The organism is Klebsiella aerogenes, from assembly GCA_029027985.1.
Taxonomy (GTDB): domain Bacteria; phylum Pseudomonadota; class Gammaproteobacteria; order Enterobacterales; family Enterobacteriaceae; genus Klebsiella; species Klebsiella aerogenes_A.
The window spans coordinates 3,688,294-3,704,775 of record CP119076.1 but is presented as its reverse complement, the minus strand read 5'-3'; the positions used below and the strand labels follow the sequence as shown (position 1 = coordinate 3,704,775).

Here is a 16,482-nt window from a genome sequence, read left to right as displayed (position 1 = left end):
AGGTAATGGCGACGTAATGCTGATGGGATAAGGGATTACGGCGGCCAAACTTTCATTTTGACCGCCGGATAATCAGGCCTTTTGATGGTTATTAGGTAGGAATATCGTCAGAATGCCGAGAAGCGGTAGGAAAGCGCAGATTTTATAGACCAGGTCGATGCTGGTATGGTCGGCTAACAGTCCTAACACCGCGGCGCCAAGGCCGCCCATACCAAACGCAAAGCCGAAGAACAGGCCGGAAACCATGCCGATTCGGCCCGGCAGGAGCTCTTGCGCATAGACCAGGATGGCGGAAAAGGCCGAGGCAAGGATAAAACCAATGATCACGGTCAGGATCCCGGTCCATTCCAGTGATGCGTACGGTAAAATAAGGGTAAACGGCGCGACGCCGAGGATAGAGCCCCAAATAACGTATTTACGGCCAATCTTATCGCCGACAGGCCCGCCAATCACCGTCCCGGCGGCAACCGCAAACAGGAACGCAAACAGGTGAAACTGCGCATTTTGCACCGATAATCCAAACTTACTCATCAGATAAAAGGTGTAATAGCTGCTGATGCTCGCCATATAGAAGTATTTGGAGAAAATGAGCATCAACAGGATGCTCACGGCCAGAATAACCTTGTTACGCGGCAGCGGATTCACAATCACCGGCTTCGGTTTGCCTTTATTCATACGGTGTTGCGCGGCGTACCAGCGGCTGATTTGCGACAGCACGACGATCGCCAGCAGCGCAGCCAGGACGAACCAGGCGACGTTGCCTTTACCATACGGGGCGATGATCACCGCCGCCAGCAAGGGGCCGAGCGAACTGCCAAAGTTGCCGCCAACCTGGAACAATGATTGCGCCAGGCCGTGACGGCCGCCGGAGGCCATACGCGCCACGCGTGAGGATTCCGGATGGAACACCGAAGAACCGGTGCCGACCAGCGCGGCGGCAAGCAGCACCATGCCGAAACTCCCGGCCAGCGCTAAGAGAATTAAGCCGCAGAGGGTGAAACACATGCCCACCGGCAATGACCACGGCATCGAACGTTTATCGGTGATGTAACCAATCACCGGCTGAAATAGCGATGATGTCAGCTGGAAGGTGAGGGTGATCATACCGATCTGCACGAAGGTTAACGAGAACTCCGCCTGCAGCAATGGGTAAATCGCCAGGATCAGCGACTGGATCATGTCGTTGAGCAGATGGGAAAGGCTAATCGCGCCCAGGATGCCAAAAGAGGTACGGGCTTTTTGCGGTGGCGCGCTACTGCCGGGTAAAGTTTGAGCGGTTTGATGAGTTGTCATAGGTTCACTTCAGCGAGTTCTATTTGTTGTAGAGAATGCAGGTTGAATAATTATCCGACTAACATACCTGTCGATAAGGTTTGAAGGAAGTCGCATTTCTGAAAACATATTTGTTAAAGCCGCTGACTCGCTATACTTTCGGCACTTGTTATTAAGTCAGGGAGTGAAACATGGATTCTTTAAAACGAGGCGTGGCACTGGCGTTATTCGCCGCCTTATCGCTGAGCAGCCTGTCTGCACAGGCCTATGAGCAGGACAAAACCTACAAAATCACCATCCTGCATACCAACGATCATCATGGCCATTTCTGGCGTAACGACTATGGCGAATATGGTCTGGCAGCACAGAAGACGCTGGTGGACGGTATTCGTAAAGAGGTGGCCAGCGAGGGCGGCAGCGTGCTGCTGCTGTCTGGCGGCGACATTAATACCGGCGTGCCGGAGTCCGACTTACAGGATGCGGAACCGGATTTTCGTGGGATGAATCTGATTGGCTATGACGCGATGGCGGTTGGCAACCATGAGTTTGATAATCCGCTCAGCGTGTTGCGCCAGCAGGAAAAATGGTCAAAATTCCCGTTCTTGTCGGCCAATATTTATCAGAAAAGCACCGGCGAACGCCTGTTTAAACCCTGGGCGCTGTTTAAGCGCAGCGGTTTGAAAATCGCGGTGATCGGGTTAACAACCGACGACACGGCGAAAATCGGCAACCCGGAATATTTCACCGATATTGAGTTCCGCAATCCGGCGGCAGAAGCCAAGCTGGTGATTCAGGAATTGCAGCAAAATGAAAAACCGGACGTGATTCTGGCAGCGACGCATATGGGTCATTATGACAACGGCAACCACGGATCTAACGCGCCGGGCGACGTCGAAATGGCGCGTAGCCTGCCTGCGGGATCGCTGGCGATGATCGTCGGCGGCCACTCGCAGGATCCCGTGTGCATGGCGGCGGAAAATAAAAAGCAGGTTGATTATGTCCCAGGTACCCCGTGTACGCCGGATCGCCAGAACGGCATCTGGATCGTGCAGGCTCACGAATGGGGGAAATATGTCGGTCGCGCTGATTTTGAATTCCGCAACGGCGAGATGAAGCTAGTGCGCTATCAGCTGATTCCAGTCAATCTGAAGAAGAAAGTCACCTGGGATAACGGGCAGAGCGAGCGCGTGTTGTATACGCCGCAAATTGCTGAAAACCCGCAGATGCTCTCACTGTTAACGCCGTTCCAGAATAAAGGCAAAGCGCAGCTACAGGTGAAGATCGGTAGCGTTAATGGCCATCTTGAAGGTGACCGTAGCAAGGTGCGTTTCGTACAAACCAATATGGGCCACCTGTTATTGGCGGCGCAAATGGCGCGCAGCAATGCCGATTTTGCGGTGATGAGCGGCGGCGGCATCCGCGATTCTATCGAAGCGGGCGATATTACCTATAAAGACGTGATGAAAGTGCAGCCGTTCGGCAATGTGCTGGCGTACGTTGATATGAGCGGTAAAGAGGTTATTGAGTACTTGACCGCTGTCGCACAGATGAAGCCGGATTCCGGCGCGTATCCGCAGTTCGCCAATGTGAGTTTCGTTGCTAAAGATGGCAAGCTTAACGATCTGAAAATCAAAGGCGAACCAGTCGATCCGGCTAAAACCTATCGTATGGCGACATTGAGTTTTAACGCCACCGGCGGCGACGGGTATCCGCATATCGATAATAAACCCGGGTATGTGAATACCGGTTTTATCGATGCTGAAGTGTTGAAAGAGTATATCCAGAAGAATTCGCCATTGGATGCGGCCTCCTACGAGCCGAAAGGCGAGGTGAGCTGGCAGTAAGCGTGAGGAGATGGGCCGGGTAACCCGGATGAGGCTTTAGCCGCTATCCGGGATCCTGTGACTAATCGCGGCGGGCGATATCGGCGAACTTAGCATCCAGCAACTGCGCCAGATCGCTTGCCGCCAGCTCGATATCCAGCCCGCGTCTGCCGCCGGAAATATAAATAGTGGCAAAATCCTGGGCCGGCGCGTCAATCACCGTCGGCAGACGCTTCTTCTGCCCCAGCGGGCTAATCCCGCCGACCAGATAACCGGTAACCCGCTGCGCCGCCATCGGGTCAGCCATATCGACCTTTTTCGCGCCCAGCGCTTTAGCCACTTTTTTCAAATCCAGCTGCCCGGCAACCGGCGTGACGGCGACCGCCAGATGTTTCATATCGCCATTAACGGCGACCAGTAGCGTCTTATAAACCTGATCCGCATTAAGCCCCAGCTTACGTACCACTTCATCGCCAAAATTAGTTTCATTGGGATCGTGATCGTAGCTGTGGATCTGAAAGGTAATTTTGTTTTTTTCGAGTAATTTAACGGCGGGAGTCATCGTAATCCTTCTTACCAACCGGCCTAACGTAGGACCAGCATACGCGTGAGGGTTGTATAAAAAATAGTACCATCTTGCGCAATAGTATTGGCAGTGATGGTCACTTTGAGCGACAATCAGACGATCCGGGATGTCTATCCCGGGATAATAATAATGATGAAATTCCTCTTTGACGGGCCAATAGCAATATTGGCCATTTTTTTATGTCAACATATCCGGCAGGTTCCCTTCGCCATACAGATGTAGTGCGCCAACGGCGACCACGTAGCGTCCAGGCGGCAGCGCGAGCAGCATCTCACGCCAGGCGACATTGCGCTGAAGCATCAGCACATCATATAAAGACTGGCTGAAGGTCGTCGGTAGCGTCGCCGCGCCGCGCGACGGCGGTTGCTCCAGCCACCAGCCAATCATCACCTGCAGCAGGCGCGCGTTGGTGCGCCAGTGGGTCAGCGTATCTTCCAGCAGCGCTTGCCCGCCGTCGGGCAGGTCGCGCAGCAGGGCAATTTGGCTCTCAGCCCCTTCCAGCTCCATCACCTTGATGTCGCTTTCGCGGGCGGCCATCAGCAACTGGTAATCAATGCCGTAATCCGGACGGAGTCCCAGCTTTTGCGCCTGAGTGGCCTGTAACACCATTGCTACCTGCCACAGCGGCTGGCTATCAAATAGCGCGACCGACAATCCGAGTTCGCCGGCGCGCGCTTGCAGCTCAGCAAGTTGCGTTTCGCTGAGGCGTTCAGCCAGCGGCGGGTAAACGGGGAGGTTGCTAAACGGGGTTTCGTTGCCGGTAATGTCGGCCTCGACGATCAGGGCATCGGCCTGGCGTATTTTTTTCAGTAGCTTAGCTGGCGGCGGCGCCATGTCGCGGGTGCCCATATGAATGCTGCCGACGAGGTGTAAATAACGTTCGCCGGGCAGAACGATATCCATTGCAGGCCAGGAATAAGACGAGCCGACAGCGGTTCGCCACAGCATTTTTATTCGGTTTAACAAGCCCATACGCGCTCCGAAGTGTGAGGCGTCCATGCTAGCGCATATGGCGCCAGGCGTCACTCTTCAGGCGGGCTTTTATTGTTTCAGATAAAAAGCGGGCGCAGAACAGTGTCTGCGCCCGGGTTTGGCTGAGCTTACTCTTTAGGTTTAAAGCGCAGCAGGCGGTTAGCGTTACTCACCACGGTGATTGACGACAGCGCCATCGCCGCCCCGGCGACGACCGGGTTCAGCAGCGTACCGGTCAACGGCCAGAGGATCCCGGCGGCAATCGGGATGCCCAGCGAGTTGTAGACAAAGGCGCCCAGCAGGTTCTGTTTCATATTGCGTAACGTCGCTTTCGAAATCGCCAGCGCATCGGCTACGCCGCCCAGGCTATGGCGCATCAGGGTAATCGCCGCGGTTTCAATGGCGACGTCGCTGCCGCCGCCCATAGCGATACCGACATCCGCCTGCGCCAGCGCCGGGGCGTCGTTAATACCGTCGCCGATCATTGCGACTTTATGCCCCTGGCTCTGCAACCGTTTAATCGCCTCGGCTTTACCGTCCGGCAGTACGCCGGCAATCACTTCATCAATGCCCGCTTCTTTGGCGATAGCGTTGGCGGTGGTAGGGTTATCTCCGGTCAGCATCACCAGCCGGTAGCCCTGACGATGCAGACGCGCCAGCGCGGCGACGCTATCTTCACGTAGTGGATCGCGAATCGCGAACAGCGCCGCCGCCTGGCCATCAACCGCCAGCAGCACTGGGGTAGCGCCGAGCGAAGCCTGAGCCGTCATCTCGCTTTCCATGTCGGCAGTGGCGATCTGCTGTTCGTTGAGCAGCGCCTGGTTGCCGAGCAGCAGACGATGGTTTTCCGCTTCGCCGCTCACCCCGAGACCGCGCAGCGTGCGGAAACTGCTGACATCCGGCAGCGGGCCGTCAGCGGCTTTATCGAGGATCGCTCGCGCCAGCGGATGGCTTGATCCTTGTTCCAGCGCGGCGGCAAGGCGTATGACGGTGGTTTCATCAAATCCCGAGAAGGTTTTCACAGCCACAACCTGCGGCTTACCTTCGGTCAGGGTGCCGGTTTTATCGAACACCAGGGTGTCGAGCTCGCTGGCGCGCTGCAGCGCATCAGCATCGCGAACCAGCACGCCATATTCTGCCGCCCGGCCGACGCCGGAAATAATCGACATCGGCGTTGCCAGACCTAAAGCGCATGGACAGGCGATAATCAGCACCGTGGTGGCGATGACCAGGGTATAGACGATTTGCGGCGCCGGGCCAAAGAAGTACCAGATTGCGGCGCTGATCAGCGCAATGGCGACCACTGCCGGGACGAACACCGCGGAGATTTTATCCGCCAGTTGGCCGATTTCCGGTTTGCTGCTTTGCGCCTGACGCACCATACGGATAATGCGCGCCAGTGTTGTCTGGCTGCCGACGGCGCTGGCGGTAAACAGTACGCTGCCGTCCTGCACTACGGTACCGGCATGAATAGCTTCGCCATCGCCTTTTTGCTGCGGTACCGGCTCGCCGGTCAACATCGCTTCATCAAACCAGGCTTCGCCCTGGCTTATGACGCCGTCAACCGGGACGCGATCGCCCGTCGTCAGGCGCAGGGTCATTCCGGCCTGGACGTCGGCGAGCGGCAGATCTTGCTCTCCCTCGGCGGTAACGACGCGCGCCGAAGGCGGTGTCAGGTCGAGCAGTTTCTCCAGCGCTTTTGAGGAACGCTGGCGCGCGCGGGCTTCCAGCATATGGCCGAGGTTAATCAGACCAATAATCATCGCGCTGGCTTCGTAATAAAGGTGGCGCGCTTCCATCGGGAACCACTGCGGCCACAGGTTGACGCTCATGGAGTAGATCCAGGCTACGCCGGTGCCCAGCGCCACCAACGTATCCATGGTGGCGGTGCCGTTTTTCAGGCTTTTCCAGGCGCTGCGGTAGAAGTGGCCGCCGGCGAAGACCATTACCGCGAGGGTAATCAGGCCGATAACCAGCCACAGCGAACGGTTGTCGTCGCTGACCATCATGTTATCGCCGATCATGCCCCAGACCATTACCGGCACGCCAACCAGCAGGGCGACAATCGCCTGCCAGCGAAAACGTTTCATGGTGGCGATGGCGGTTTCCTGCTGACGCTCGCGGCGTGCTAAGTCGTCTTCGATCGCCTCTGCGCCGTAGCCGACTTTCTCCACCGCCTGCACTAATTCTGCGGCGGACGCGCTGCCCATCACCAGCGCCGTGCGCTCCGCCAGATTGACCCGCGCCTGCGAGACTCCCGGTACCGCGGCAAGTGCGTTTTGTACCCGGGAGACGCAGCTGGCGCAGCTCATGCCGTTGATCAGCAGCTGTTGACTGTCATCCTCGTCATGGGCTGCCGGAAGCTCAGGAGTGGCCGCTGTCAGTGCTTCCGACGGGATTGATGATTCTGCCAGCGGTTTAGCCTTTGGGTGGCTGAGCTCCGCGCCGTATCCGGCTTGTTTAATGGTCGCAATCAGATCTTCCGCGCTAGCGCTGCCCGTCACGTGAGCTTCGCTAACGGTAACATCCGCCTGTTCAACGTCGGGACGTTGCTCCAGGCTCTCTTTCACGCGTTTAACGCAGTGGCCGCAAGAAAGGCCATCGAGCGTCAGGTCGATAGTGTTAGACATAAATAACTCCTGAATAATTTTCCGGTTAATGATTGACCGAACACACTCTTTCATCGAGTATTAAGAAGGTTAAACCTTCCAGCAAGGGGAAGGTCAAGGGGGAAAAATGAATATTAGCGATGTCGCGAAAAAAACCGGTTTAACCAGCAAAGCGATTCGTTTTTACGAAGAGAAAGGGCTGGTTACGCCGCCGCTGCGTAGCGACAACGGCTATCGCAGCTACAGCCAGCAGCATCTGGATGAACTGACGCTGCTACGCCAGGCGCGGCAGGTGGGGTTTAATCTGGAAGAGTGCCGCGAGCTGGTGGCGTTGTTCAACGACCCGTCACGGCACAGCGCTGATGTGAAACGGCGTACCCTGGAGAAGGTCGCGGATATTGAGCGTCATATTGGCGAGCTGCAAAATATGCGCGCGCATCTCCTGGCATTGGCGGACGCCTGTCCCGGCGACGACAGCGCGGATTGCCCGATTATCGATAACCTCTCCGGCTGCTGTCACCGCAAGGCGCAGGCTTAACGGACGGCGGCTCTCACCCGCAAAGTGATCCCTTCGACGGCGATCACTTCCACCTTGCTGCCCGCCGCGAGGTCTTCATCGGCGATCACCGGCCAGGAGCTGTCGCCGACGCGTACGTGGCCGCGACCATTCTCCAGCGCATTGTCGAGGGTAAAATGGCGACCGACGAGCTGCTGACCGCGTTGATTAAGCTGTGCATCGGCGGGGCGCTGCTGTTTCATACGCTTACGTAACCATTTTGACCACAGCCATGCCGCCAGGAGAGTGAGGGCGGCAAACAGCGTCCCCTGCCACTCCCAACTGAACGGAATAACCCAGGTCAGCAGGCCGGTGAGCACGCCGGCCACGCCGCTCCACAGTAGATAACCGTTGCTGCCGAGCATCTCCGCCGCCAGCAGAAGGCCACCGAGGCAAAGCCAAAAAATATGCGGATGGGCGAGGATCAGGGCAATCATGATTTTTTCCGTTCGGCGCTGCTTTCTTTCAGCAGTTCGCTGATCCCGGCAATCGAGCCCATCAGGCTGCTGGCATCCAGCGGCATCATCACCACTTTACTGTTGTTGGCGGCGCCAATTTGTTGCAGCGCATCGGTGTATTTCTGCGCCACAAAGTAGTTAATCGCCTGAATATCGCCGGAGGCAATTGCCGATGACACCATCTGGGTCGCGCGGGCTTCCGCTTCGGCAGAACGTTCGCGGGCCTCCGCCTGCAGGAACGCAGACTGGCGTTCACCTTCGGCCTTGAGGATCTGCGATTGTTTTTCGCCTTCCGCTTTGAGGATTTCCGCCTGACGAACCCCTTCAGCCTCAAGGATATAAGCGCGTTTGGTACGTTCGGCTTTCATCTGGGCGTTCATCGAGGAGATAAGCTCCGCTGGCGGGCGAACATCGCGGATCTCGACGCGGGTAATTTTCACCCCCCACGGATTGGTGGCGTCGTCGACGATATGCAGCAGACGGGTGTTGATGCTGTCGCGCTGGGAAAGCATTTCGTCGAGTTCCATCGAACCGAGCACGGTACGAATGTTGGTCATCGTCAGGTTGACGATCGCCAACTCAAGATTACTGACTTCATAGGCCGCTTTTGGCGCATCGATCACCTGGATGAAGCAGACGGCGTCAATGGTGACGTTGGCGTTATCGCGGGAAATAACCTCCTGCGAAGGGATATCCAGCACCTGCTCCATCATGTTCACTTTGCGGCCGATTCGGTCCATAAACGGCACGACTAAACTTAAGCCCGGCTGAAGCGTTTGCGTGTAGCGGCCAAAGCGTTCGACGGTCCATTGGTATCCCTGCGGCACGATTTTTACTGCCGCCCCCACAATGACCAACGCGACGAAAATAAGAACGGGGATAAAAATCAGCATCAAAAACCTCCTGTCTTGTTGCCTGAGGGCGCGCCGCAGAGAAATGGCGCATGTTTAAACAGAGTATATCTTTCTCCTTGTTCAGGCGAAAGAAAACTGGAGTAAACTGTACCCGTCATACTTCAAGTTGCATGCGCGTTGGCTTCCTGCAACTCGAATTATTTAGGGTATACCTGCGTTTTAGGAAATAAACTGGACATATAATGAAGGAAAATAACGCGATTTTACGCCTCGAGGGGGTTGGTTTTAAAACCGACGATGCGGTCATTCTGAATAATATCGACCTGCAGATTAGGGCCGGGGAATTTAAGCTGATTACCGGGCCATCCGGTTGCGGTAAAAGCACCTTACTGAAAATTATCGCTTCGTTGCTGAGCCCGACTTCCGGACAGATTTTTTTCAACGATAAAGATATCGCTACGCTTTCGCCGGAAAGCTATCGTCAGCAGGTTTCCTATTGCGCGCAAACCCCGGCGCTGTTCGGCGATTCGGTCTACGACAACCTGATTTTCCCGTGGCAGATCCGCAATAAGCAACCGGAACCGCAGGCGCTGGCTGCTGACCTTCAGCGCTTCGGCCTGGCAGAAAATACGCTGGAAAAATCCATTAACGAGCTTTCCGGCGGTGAAAAGCAGCGGGTATCGTTGATTCGTAATTTGCAGTTTCTGCCGCAGGTGCTGCTGCTTGATGAAATTACCAGCGCGCTGGATGAAAGTAATAAGCGCAACGTTAACGAGATTATTCATCGCTATGCGACGGAACAAGGTATTGCCATTCTGTGGGTGACTCACGATCAGAACGAAATTGCCCACGCCGATGAAGTGATCACGTTGCAACCTGCTGGCGGGAAAATGCAGGAGATGAAAAATGAACGGGCATAATATTACCAACGAATCGCTGGCGCTCTCGATGGTATTGGTGCTGGTGGCGATCGTCGTCAGCTATCGGGAAAAGCTTGCGCTGGAAAAAGATATTATCTGGAGTATTTGCCGGGCGGTTGTGCAGCTGGTCATCGTCGGCTATGTGTTGAAATATATCTTCAACGTCAATCATGCGGTACTGACGCTATTGATGGTGCTGTTTATCTGCTTTAACGCAGCGTGGAATGCGAAGAAGCGCAGTAAATATATCGACAAGGCTTTTATCTCGTCGTTTATCGCCATTACCACCGGCGCCGGGCTGACGCTGGCGGTGCTGGTGTTCTCGGGATCGATCGCTTTCGTACCGATGCAGGTGATCCCGATTGCCGGGATGGTAGCCGGTAACGCGATGGTGGCGGTGGGGCTGTGCTACAACAATATGGGCCAGCGTTTTAGCAGCGAGCAGCAGCAGATTCAGGAGAAGCTGAGCCTGGGGGCCACGCCGAAGATGGCCTCTGCGCGGCTGATTCGCGACAGCATTCGCGCTTCGTTGATTCCGACGGTGGATTCGGCAAAAACGGTGGGGCTGGTGAGCTTACCGGGGATGATGTCGGGGCTGATTTTTGCCGGGATTGACCCGGTGAAGGCCATTAAGTATCAGATTATGGTGACGTTTATGCTGCTGTCGACCGCCAGCCTGTCGACGATTATCGCCGGCTATCTCACCTACCGTAAGTTCTTTAACGCCCGTCATCAACTGGTGGTGACGCAGTTGAAAAAACGCCCATAAGCATTCCCGGGTTGCGGCGTACGCGCCTTACCCGGGCTACTGGTTCGCACGGTCTGTAGCCCGGATAAGCGCAGCGCTATCCGGGTAAGAGCATAGAATTAGTACAGCAGTGAATACAGCTGGCGGCGGTATTTGGCAGCCAGCGCGTCGCCGGTACCGAGCGCGGCGAGGATCTCCTGCAGCATCTTGCGCACCTGGCCATCACCGGCGTCCAGATTTTTCTGCAGATGGCTGAACAGCAGCGCCAGCGCTTCTTCGTTACGCCCGACCTGATGCAGCTGCAACGCCAGCTGCGCCGCCAGTGCCGCGTCATCCGGGTTCTGTTCTACCTGCTGCTGAAGTTGCTGGATTTCCGGGGTATCAGCAGCCTGCTTAAGCAGTTCAATCTGCGCCACCAGGCCTTGATAACGGGTGTCCTGATCCTGCAGCGGCACGGTTTTCAGCACGCCTTCGGCTTCATCGGAACGCTGTAGGGCAATCAGCGTTTCCGCGAGCAGCAGGCCAATTTGGCTATCCTGATTCGACAACTGCCAGGCCTCTTTTAGCAGCGGCAGCGCGTCGGCGTATTTTTCTTCCTGCATCAGCGCCAGCGCCTGCTGGGCTTTCAGTTCTTCTTCGCGCGGCAGCACTTTATCCAGCAGGGCGCGGATCGCCTCTTCCGGTTGCGGGCCCTCAAAACCGTCGACCGGCTGGCCGTTCTGGAACAAATACACCGTCGGAATGGCGCGCAGACCAAACTGCGAGGCCAGCATTTGCTCAGCATCGCAATCCACCTTCGCCAGCGTAAACTGGCCGTTGTACTGCGCGGCCAGACGCTCAAGCACTGGTGTCAGTTGTTCGCAGTGCTGGCTGCGAGCGGACCAGAAATAAAACAGCACCGGCGCGTTCATGGATTGCTGTAGCGTCTGCTGCAGGTTAGCTTCGGTAATATTGACGATATTCTGTTCGGACATGGGCGTCTCTCGTTAGTCGATTTCTGTTTTAGATGGGGGCGACATTTGGCGCTTCAACTCAGCCCTGGATAATTTTGTCCATGGCGCGGGCCGGCAGCAGGCGTTTTAACCACGCCACCACATGCGTGACCAGGGTCACCGGATAGCGTAATTTCGGCCTGTCGCTGACAAAGGCGTGGCGCACTTTTTCCACCACCGCTTCCGGACCGAGGGTAAAGCGGGCGGCAATACCGGGATTCTCTACCGCTTTGTCGCTGGTCTGGTTGACGTTAGTGGTAAAACGGGTGCGAATCGGCCCTGGTTCAATCAGGCTGACTTTAATGCCGCTATGGCGCAGTTCCATGCGTAGCGCATCGGACCACGCCTCCAACGCGTATTTGCTGGCGGCATAGGCGCCGCGTCCGGGGCTTGAAATCAGGCCCATCACCGAAGAGGTCATCACAATCCGTCCTTCGCCGTGCGGCTGCATGGCGGGCAGCAACAGCATGGTGAGCTGATGCGCGCCAAAAAAGTTGGCGGAAAACTGTTGTTCCATCTGCTGGCGACTGATGGTGAGCAGCGGGCCGTAGACGCCGTAACCGGCATTATTGAACAGGCCATACAGGCGGTTATCGGTCAGCGCGATGACGGCGGCGGCGGCGTGTTCGACGCTTTGCGGATCATTGAGATCCAGCAAAATACCGGTCAACCCCAGTTCCTGCATCCGCGCGACATCTTCCGGCTTGCGGCAGGCGGCCAGCACCCGGAAGCCCTGGCGCTTTAAATCGAGTGCGCTTTCCAGGCCAATTCCGCTGGAACATCCTGTAACTAAAACCGATTTTTGCATAACTTTACCTGTAAATGACTCCCGGCGTTCAGGAGTCATGATTAACTAAGGGAGCCAACCGGGTTGCCATCCAGTTGGCAATAAACGGTTGTGCATCGCGATTGGGGTGAATGCCATCGTCCTGCATCCATTGTGGTTTCAGATAAACCTCTTCCATAAAAAAGGGCAGCAGAGGAATAGTAAACTCTTTGGCCAGTTGCGGATAAATCGCGCTAAAGGCTTCATTATAACGACGCCCGTAATTGGCGGGCAGGCGTATTTGCATCAGCAGCGGTTGAGCGTTCGCCGCTTTGATATCCTGAATAACGGTGCGCAGCGTTTGTTCTGTTTGCTGTGGCGGGAAACCACGCAGCCCGTCGTTGCCGCCCAGTTCCACCAGTACCCAGCGCGGCTGATGCTGTTTAAGTAGCGCGGGCAGGCGCGCCAGTCCCTGCTGTGCGGTGTCGCCGCTAATGCTGGCGTTGACCACTGGCGTTTTCGTCTGCCACTTTTCATTGAGCAGAGCAGGCCAGGCGGCGTTGGCCGCCATGCGATAACCGGCGCTCAGGCTGTCGCCGAGTACTAACAGCGTATCTGCCGCCATAGCGCGGCAGGTAAACAGGATCATAAACAGGAAAGGCAAATGCCAGCGGAAAACATACTTGAAGTTCATCATCTTAAGAAATCCGTCGGTCAGGGAGAGAATCAACTGTCCATCCTTACCGGAGTTGAGCTGGTTGTCAAACCGGCGCAAACTATTGCCCTGATTGGCGAGTCTGGTTCCGGGAAATCGACGCTATTGGCGATTCTGGCCGGGCTCGACGACGGCAGCAGCGGCGAAGTCTCTCTGCTGGGTCAGCCGCTGCATCAGATGGATGAAGAAGCGCGGGCGAAGCTGCGCGCGAAGCATGTGGGTTTTGTATTTCAATCGTTCATGCTGATCCCGACGCTGAATGCGCTGGAGAACGTCGAGCTGCCGGCGCTGCTGCGCGGCGCCAGCGATAGCCAGAGTCGGGGCGATGCGCGCGCGCTGCTCGAACAACTGGGGCTTGGCAAACGCCTGCATCACCTGCCGGCACAGCTTTCCGGCGGCGAGCAGCAGCGAGTGGCGCTGGCTCGCGCCTTCAACGGTCGCCCGGCGCTGCTGTTTGCCGATGAGCCTACCGGCAACCTCGACAGGCAGACCGGCGATAAAATTGCCGATCTGCTGTTCTCGCTTAACCGTGAACACGGCACCACGTTGATTCTGGTGACTCACGATCCGTTGCTGGCGGCGCGCTGCGATCGCCGGCTGCGTCTGGTGGATGGCCTGTTGCGGGAGGAAGCATGATCGCCCGTTGGTTCTGGCGCGAATGGCGCTCGCCTTCGCTGCTGATCGTCTGGCTGGCGTTAAGCCTGGCGGTGGCCTGCGTGTTGGCGTTGGGGTCAATCAGCGACCGCATGGAGAAAGGGCTTAGCCAGCAAAGTCGCGAGTTTATGGCTGGCGACCGCACGCTGCGCAGTTCGCGCGAAGTCCCTGCTGAGTGGCTCGCGCGGGCGCGGGAACTCGGACTGACCGTTGGCGAACAGCTGAGCTTCGCCACCATGACTTTTGCGGGTGATACCCCGCAGCTGGCGGACGTTAAGGCGGTTGATGATACCTATCCGCTATACGGTACGCTGGAGACGGCGCCCGCAGGGTTAAAACCACAACGCGGCAGCGTGTTGTTAGCGCCACGACTGATGGCGCTGCTGAACCTGAAAACCGGCGATAATATTGATGTCGGCGACGCCACGTTGCGTATCGCCGGCGAGGTGATCCAGGAGCCTGATGCCGGGTTTAATCCCTTCCAGATGGCGCCGCGCCTGATGATGAATATCGCCGATGTCGCGAAAACGGGCGCAGTACAGCCCGGCAGCCGCGTCTCCTGGCGCTATAAATTTGCCGGTAACGCGCAGCAGCTAGCGGCTTACGAGCAGTGGCTGTTGCCGAAGCTTGGCCCGGAGCATCGCTGGATTGGGCTGGAGCAGGACGATAGCGCGCTGGGGAAATCGCTGGAGCGTTCGCAGCAATTCTTACTGCTTTCCGCTTTGCTGACCTTGCTACTGGCGGTCGCCGCGGTGGCGGTGGCGATGGGGCACTACTGCCGTAGCCGCTACGATCTGGTTGCCATCCTTAAGACGCTGGGCGCCGGACGGGCGCAGCTACGTAAACTGATCGTCGGCCAGTGGCTGATGCTACTGGCGCTGGCCGTTGTGGCGGGGGGCGCCATGGGGCTGCTGTTGGAAAACGCCTTGCTGCTGATGTTAAAACCGGTGCTGCCCGCCGCGTTGCCGCCCGCCAGCGGCTGGCCGTGGCTGTGGGCCATCGGCGCGATGGTGGTGATTTCGCTGCTGGTCGGCTGGCGGCCATATCGCTTACTACTGGCAACGCTACCGCTGCGAGTGCTACGCCAGGACGTGGTGGCCGATGTCTGGCCGCTGAAACACTATATTCCCGTGGTGTGCGCGATAGTGGTCGGTGGGTTGGCCTGGTTGATGGGCGGTAGTCCGCTGCTGTGGTCGGTGCTGGCCGGGGTGGTGGTATTGGCGCTGCTCTGCGGGCTGGTGGGCTGGGGGCTCCTGTGGTTACTCAAGCGTTTAACGCTGAAGGCGCTGCCGCTGCGTCTGGCGGTAAACCGCCTGCTGCGTCAGCCATGGTCGACGCTTAGCCAACTGGCGGCGTTCTCACTGTCGTTTATGCTGCTGGCGTTATTGCTGATCCTGCGCGGCGATCTGCTCGAACGCTGGCAGCAGCAGTTGCCGCCGGAAAGTCCGAACTATTTCTTGATCAATATCGCCCCGGAACAGGTGATACCGGTGAAGACGTTCCTTGCCGAACACCACACCCGTGCAGCGGAATTTTACCCTATCGTACGGGCGCGTCTGACGCAGATTAACGGTCAGGCGACAGAGGGAAATAAAGACGAAGCGCTGAATCGCGAGCTCAATCTGACCTGGAGCGCGCAGCGTCCGGATCATAACCCTCTGGTGGCCGGTAGTTGGCCGCCAAAAGCGGGCGAGGTGTCGATTGAAGAAGGGTTGGCGCAGCGTCTGGGTATCAAGATCGGCGATAGCGTCACCTTTACCGGCGATACTCAGGAATTTAGTGCGATGGTCACCAGCGTGCGAAAGGTGGATTGGGAGAGCCTGCGGCCTAACTTCTTCTTTATTTTCCCGACCGGCGCGTTGGATGGCCAACCGCAAAGCTGGCTAACCAGTTTCCGTTGGGATAACGGCAACGCGATGCTGACTCAGCTTAATCGCGAATTCCCGACTGTTAGCCTGCTCGATATCGGCGCCATTTTGCGACAGGTCGGCCAGGTATTGACGCAGGTGAGTCGGGCGCTGGAGGTGATGGTCGTGCTGGTGACGGCCTGCGGAGTGCTGTTATTGCTGGCTCAGGTGCAGGTCGGGATGCGCCAGCGGCATCAGGAGCTGGTGGTCTGGCGTACGCTGGGCGCCGGTAAAACCTTGCTGCGCACCACGCTGTGGGCGGAATTCGCCTTACTTGGCGTGGTTTCCGGGTTGGTGGCAGCAATCGGCGCTGAAGTCGCGTTGGCGATGCTGCAAACGAAAGTGTTTGATTTCCCGTGGGCGCCGGACTGGCGTTTGTGGGTGATGCTGCCGCTTTCCGGCGCCATTTTATTATCGCTGTGCGGCGGTTGGTTGGGATTACGCTTATTAAAAGGCAAAGCGTTATTCCGCCAATTTAACCAGTAAAATTATTTCATTTTTATGATGCGCCGCGCAAATTCGCGGCGCTTTTTTATTAACGGCACAAAATGATAATTACTTGATTTTTAAGCGCACAAAACATTAAAAACCGGACAACACTTCATGCTAATTCGCAGTTAATATTCAACTGGCAAATATAAGGTTGTTTA

15 protein-coding genes are annotated in these 16,482 nt (G+C 56.8%); 6 read left to right on the top strand and 9 right to left on the bottom strand.

Annotation, left to right across the window (positions count from 1 at the left end):
• Nucleotides 1-72 precede the first annotated feature (72 nt).
• Nucleotides 73-1,293 (bottom strand): MFS transporter, encoded by a 1,221-nt coding sequence (locus PYR66_17595; GenBank protein ID WEF27097.1) that lies wholly within the window; start codon nucleotides 1,291-1,293, stop codon nucleotides 73-75.
• Nucleotides 1,294-1,463: 170 nt separating this feature from the next.
• On the opposite strand from PYR66_17595, the gene ushA reads away from it, so the two are divergent.
• Entirely contained in the window at nucleotides 1,464-3,116 is a 1,653-nt protein-coding gene (ushA, locus tag PYR66_17590) for a bifunctional UDP-sugar hydrolase/5'-nucleotidase UshA (protein ID WEF27096.1), read from the top strand.
• Between the two features lie 61 nt (nucleotides 3,117-3,177).
• Here the strand turns inward: ushA and ybaK are convergent, their stop codons facing one another.
• The 3 genes from ybaK to copA all read right to left on the bottom strand — a co-directional run bounded on the left by ybaK (nucleotide 3,178) and on the right by copA (nucleotide 7,283).
• Nucleotides 3,178-3,657 (bottom strand): Cys-tRNA(Pro)/Cys-tRNA(Cys) deacylase YbaK, encoded by a 480-nt coding sequence (gene ybaK / locus PYR66_17585; protein WEF27095.1) that lies wholly within the window; start codon nucleotides 3,655-3,657, stop codon nucleotides 3,178-3,180.
• A gap of 201 nt (nucleotides 3,658-3,858) precedes the next feature.
• Nucleotides 3,859-4,653, bottom strand: coding sequence for a TraB/GumN family protein (locus tag PYR66_17580; GenBank protein WEF27094.1), 795 nt, complete (start codon nucleotides 4,651-4,653; stop codon nucleotides 3,859-3,861).
• Between the two features lie 128 nt (nucleotides 4,654-4,781).
• A complete protein-coding gene (gene copA, locus PYR66_17575; GenBank protein ID WEF27093.1) occupies nucleotides 4,782-7,283 on the bottom strand; it encodes a copper-exporting P-type ATPase CopA in 2,502 nt (833 codons plus the stop codon).
• A 106-nt stretch (nucleotides 7,284-7,389) separates the two neighbouring features.
• Between copA and cueR the strand changes: the two genes are divergently transcribed.
• On the top strand, nucleotides 7,390-7,800 hold the full coding sequence (cueR, locus tag PYR66_17570; GenBank protein ID WEF27092.1) for a Cu(I)-responsive transcriptional regulator: 411 nt from the start codon (nucleotides 7,390-7,392) through the stop codon (nucleotides 7,798-7,800).
• Here the strand turns inward: cueR and PYR66_17565 are convergent.
• Both PYR66_17565 and PYR66_17560 read right to left on the bottom strand, forming a co-directional pair.
• The gene (locus tag PYR66_17565; protein WEF27091.1) at nucleotides 7,797-8,255 is read right to left on the bottom strand and encodes an NfeD family protein; all 459 of its coding nucleotides are present in this window, start codon (nucleotides 8,253-8,255) and stop codon (nucleotides 7,797-7,799) included. The genes cueR and PYR66_17565 overlap by 4 nt on opposite strands.
• A complete protein-coding gene (locus PYR66_17560) occupies nucleotides 8,252-9,169 on the bottom strand; it encodes an SPFH/Band 7/PHB domain protein (protein WEF27090.1) in 918 nt (305 codons plus the stop codon). Before PYR66_17560 ends, PYR66_17565 begins: the two co-directional genes overlap by 4 nt.
• 203 nt (nucleotides 9,170-9,372) lie before the next feature.
• Here PYR66_17560 and fetA point away from each other — a divergent pair, with 203 nt between their 5' ends.
• Nucleotides 9,373-10,050, top strand: a complete 678-nt coding sequence (fetA, locus tag PYR66_17555) for an iron ABC transporter ATP-binding protein FetA (protein ID WEF27089.1) — start codon at nucleotides 9,373-9,375, stop codon at nucleotides 10,048-10,050.
• Nucleotides 10,037-10,819: an iron export ABC transporter permease subunit FetB gene (gene fetB / locus PYR66_17550; protein WEF27088.1), complete on the top strand. Its 783-nt coding sequence runs from the start codon at nucleotides 10,037-10,039 to the stop codon at nucleotides 10,817-10,819. Before fetA ends, fetB begins: the two co-directional genes overlap by 14 nt.
• A 98-nt stretch (nucleotides 10,820-10,917) precedes the next feature.
• Here fetB and PYR66_17545 read toward each other — a convergent pair whose 3' ends face one another.
• The 3 genes from PYR66_17545 to tesA are packed head-to-tail and all read right to left on the bottom strand — an operon-like array spanning nucleotide 10,918 to nucleotide 13,250.
• Complete coding sequence (locus PYR66_17545) at nucleotides 10,918-11,772, bottom strand: co-chaperone YbbN (GenBank protein ID WEF27087.1); 855 nt, start codon at nucleotides 11,770-11,772, stop codon at nucleotides 10,918-10,920.
• 58 nt (nucleotides 11,773-11,830) lie between these two features.
• Complete coding sequence (locus PYR66_17540) at nucleotides 11,831-12,637, bottom strand: SDR family oxidoreductase (protein WEF27086.1); 807 nt, start codon at nucleotides 12,635-12,637, stop codon at nucleotides 11,831-11,833.
• Nucleotides 12,627-13,250 (bottom strand): multifunctional acyl-CoA thioesterase I/protease I/lysophospholipase L1, encoded by a 624-nt coding sequence (tesA, locus tag PYR66_17535; protein WEF30488.1) that lies wholly within the window; start codon nucleotides 13,248-13,250, stop codon nucleotides 12,627-12,629. The genes PYR66_17540 and tesA overlap by 11 nt, the downstream gene beginning before the upstream one ends.
• Here tesA and PYR66_17530 point away from each other — a divergent pair.
• Together PYR66_17530 and PYR66_17525 are read left to right on the top strand one after the other, a co-directional pair.
• Nucleotides 13,221-13,907, top strand: a complete 687-nt coding sequence (locus PYR66_17530; GenBank protein WEF27085.1) for an ABC transporter ATP-binding protein — start codon at nucleotides 13,221-13,223, stop codon at nucleotides 13,905-13,907. The genes tesA and PYR66_17530 overlap by 30 nt on opposite strands.
• Nucleotides 13,904-16,318 carry an ABC transporter permease gene (locus PYR66_17525; GenBank protein WEF27084.1) on the top strand — a complete coding sequence of 805 codons (2,415 nt, stop codon included), beginning with the start codon at nucleotides 13,904-13,906 and terminating at the stop codon, nucleotides 16,316-16,318. The genes PYR66_17530 and PYR66_17525 overlap by 4 nt, the downstream gene beginning before the upstream one ends.
• The last annotated feature ends 164 nt before the right edge of the window (nucleotides 16,319-16,482 follow it).

Bases quoted from the DNA above. Each gene is read 5' to 3' on its own strand.
- PYR66_17525 (WEF27084.1), top strand. From the start codon at position 13,904: ATGATCGCCCGTTGGTTCTGGCGCGAATGGCGCTCGCCTTCGCTGCTG.
- PYR66_17540 (WEF27086.1), bottom strand. From the start codon at position 12,637: ATGACTCCTGAACGCCGGGAGTCATTTACAGGTAAAGTTATGCAAAAA.
- copA (WEF27093.1), bottom strand. From the start codon at position 7,283: ATGTCTAACACTATCGACCTGACGCTCGATGGCCTTTCTTGCGGCCAC.
- PYR66_17560 (WEF27090.1), bottom strand. From the start codon at position 9,169: ATGCTGATTTTTATCCCCGTTCTTATTTTCGTCGCGTTGGTCATTGTG.
- PYR66_17565 (WEF27091.1), bottom strand. From the start codon at position 8,255: ATGATTGCCCTGATCCTCGCCCATCCGCATATTTTTTGGCTTTGCCTC.
- ybaK (WEF27095.1), bottom strand. From the start codon at position 3,657: ATGACTCCCGCCGTTAAATTACTCGAAAAAAACAAAATTACCTTTCAG.
- PYR66_17595 (WEF27097.1), bottom strand. From the start codon at position 1,293: ATGACAACTCATCAAACCGCTCAAACTTTACCCGGCAGTAGCGCGCCA.
- ushA (WEF27096.1), top strand. From the start codon at position 1,464: ATGGATTCTTTAAAACGAGGCGTGGCACTGGCGTTATTCGCCGCCTTA.
- fetB (WEF27088.1), top strand. From the start codon at position 10,037: ATGAACGGGCATAATATTACCAACGAATCGCTGGCGCTCTCGATGGTA.
- PYR66_17545 (WEF27087.1), bottom strand. From the start codon at position 11,772: ATGTCCGAACAGAATATCGTCAATATTACCGAAGCTAACCTGCAGCAG.
- PYR66_17580 (WEF27094.1), bottom strand. From the start codon at position 4,653: ATGGGCTTGTTAAACCGAATAAAAATGCTGTGGCGAACCGCTGTCGGC.
- PYR66_17530 (WEF27085.1), top strand. From the start codon at position 13,221: ATGCCAGCGGAAAACATACTTGAAGTTCATCATCTTAAGAAATCCGTC.
- fetA (WEF27089.1), top strand. From the start codon at position 9,373: ATGAAGGAAAATAACGCGATTTTACGCCTCGAGGGGGTTGGTTTTAAA.
- cueR (WEF27092.1), top strand. From the start codon at position 7,390: ATGAATATTAGCGATGTCGCGAAAAAAACCGGTTTAACCAGCAAAGCG.
- tesA (WEF30488.1), bottom strand. From the start codon at position 13,250: ATGAACTTCAAGTATGTTTTCCGCTGGCATTTGCCTTTCCTGTTTATG.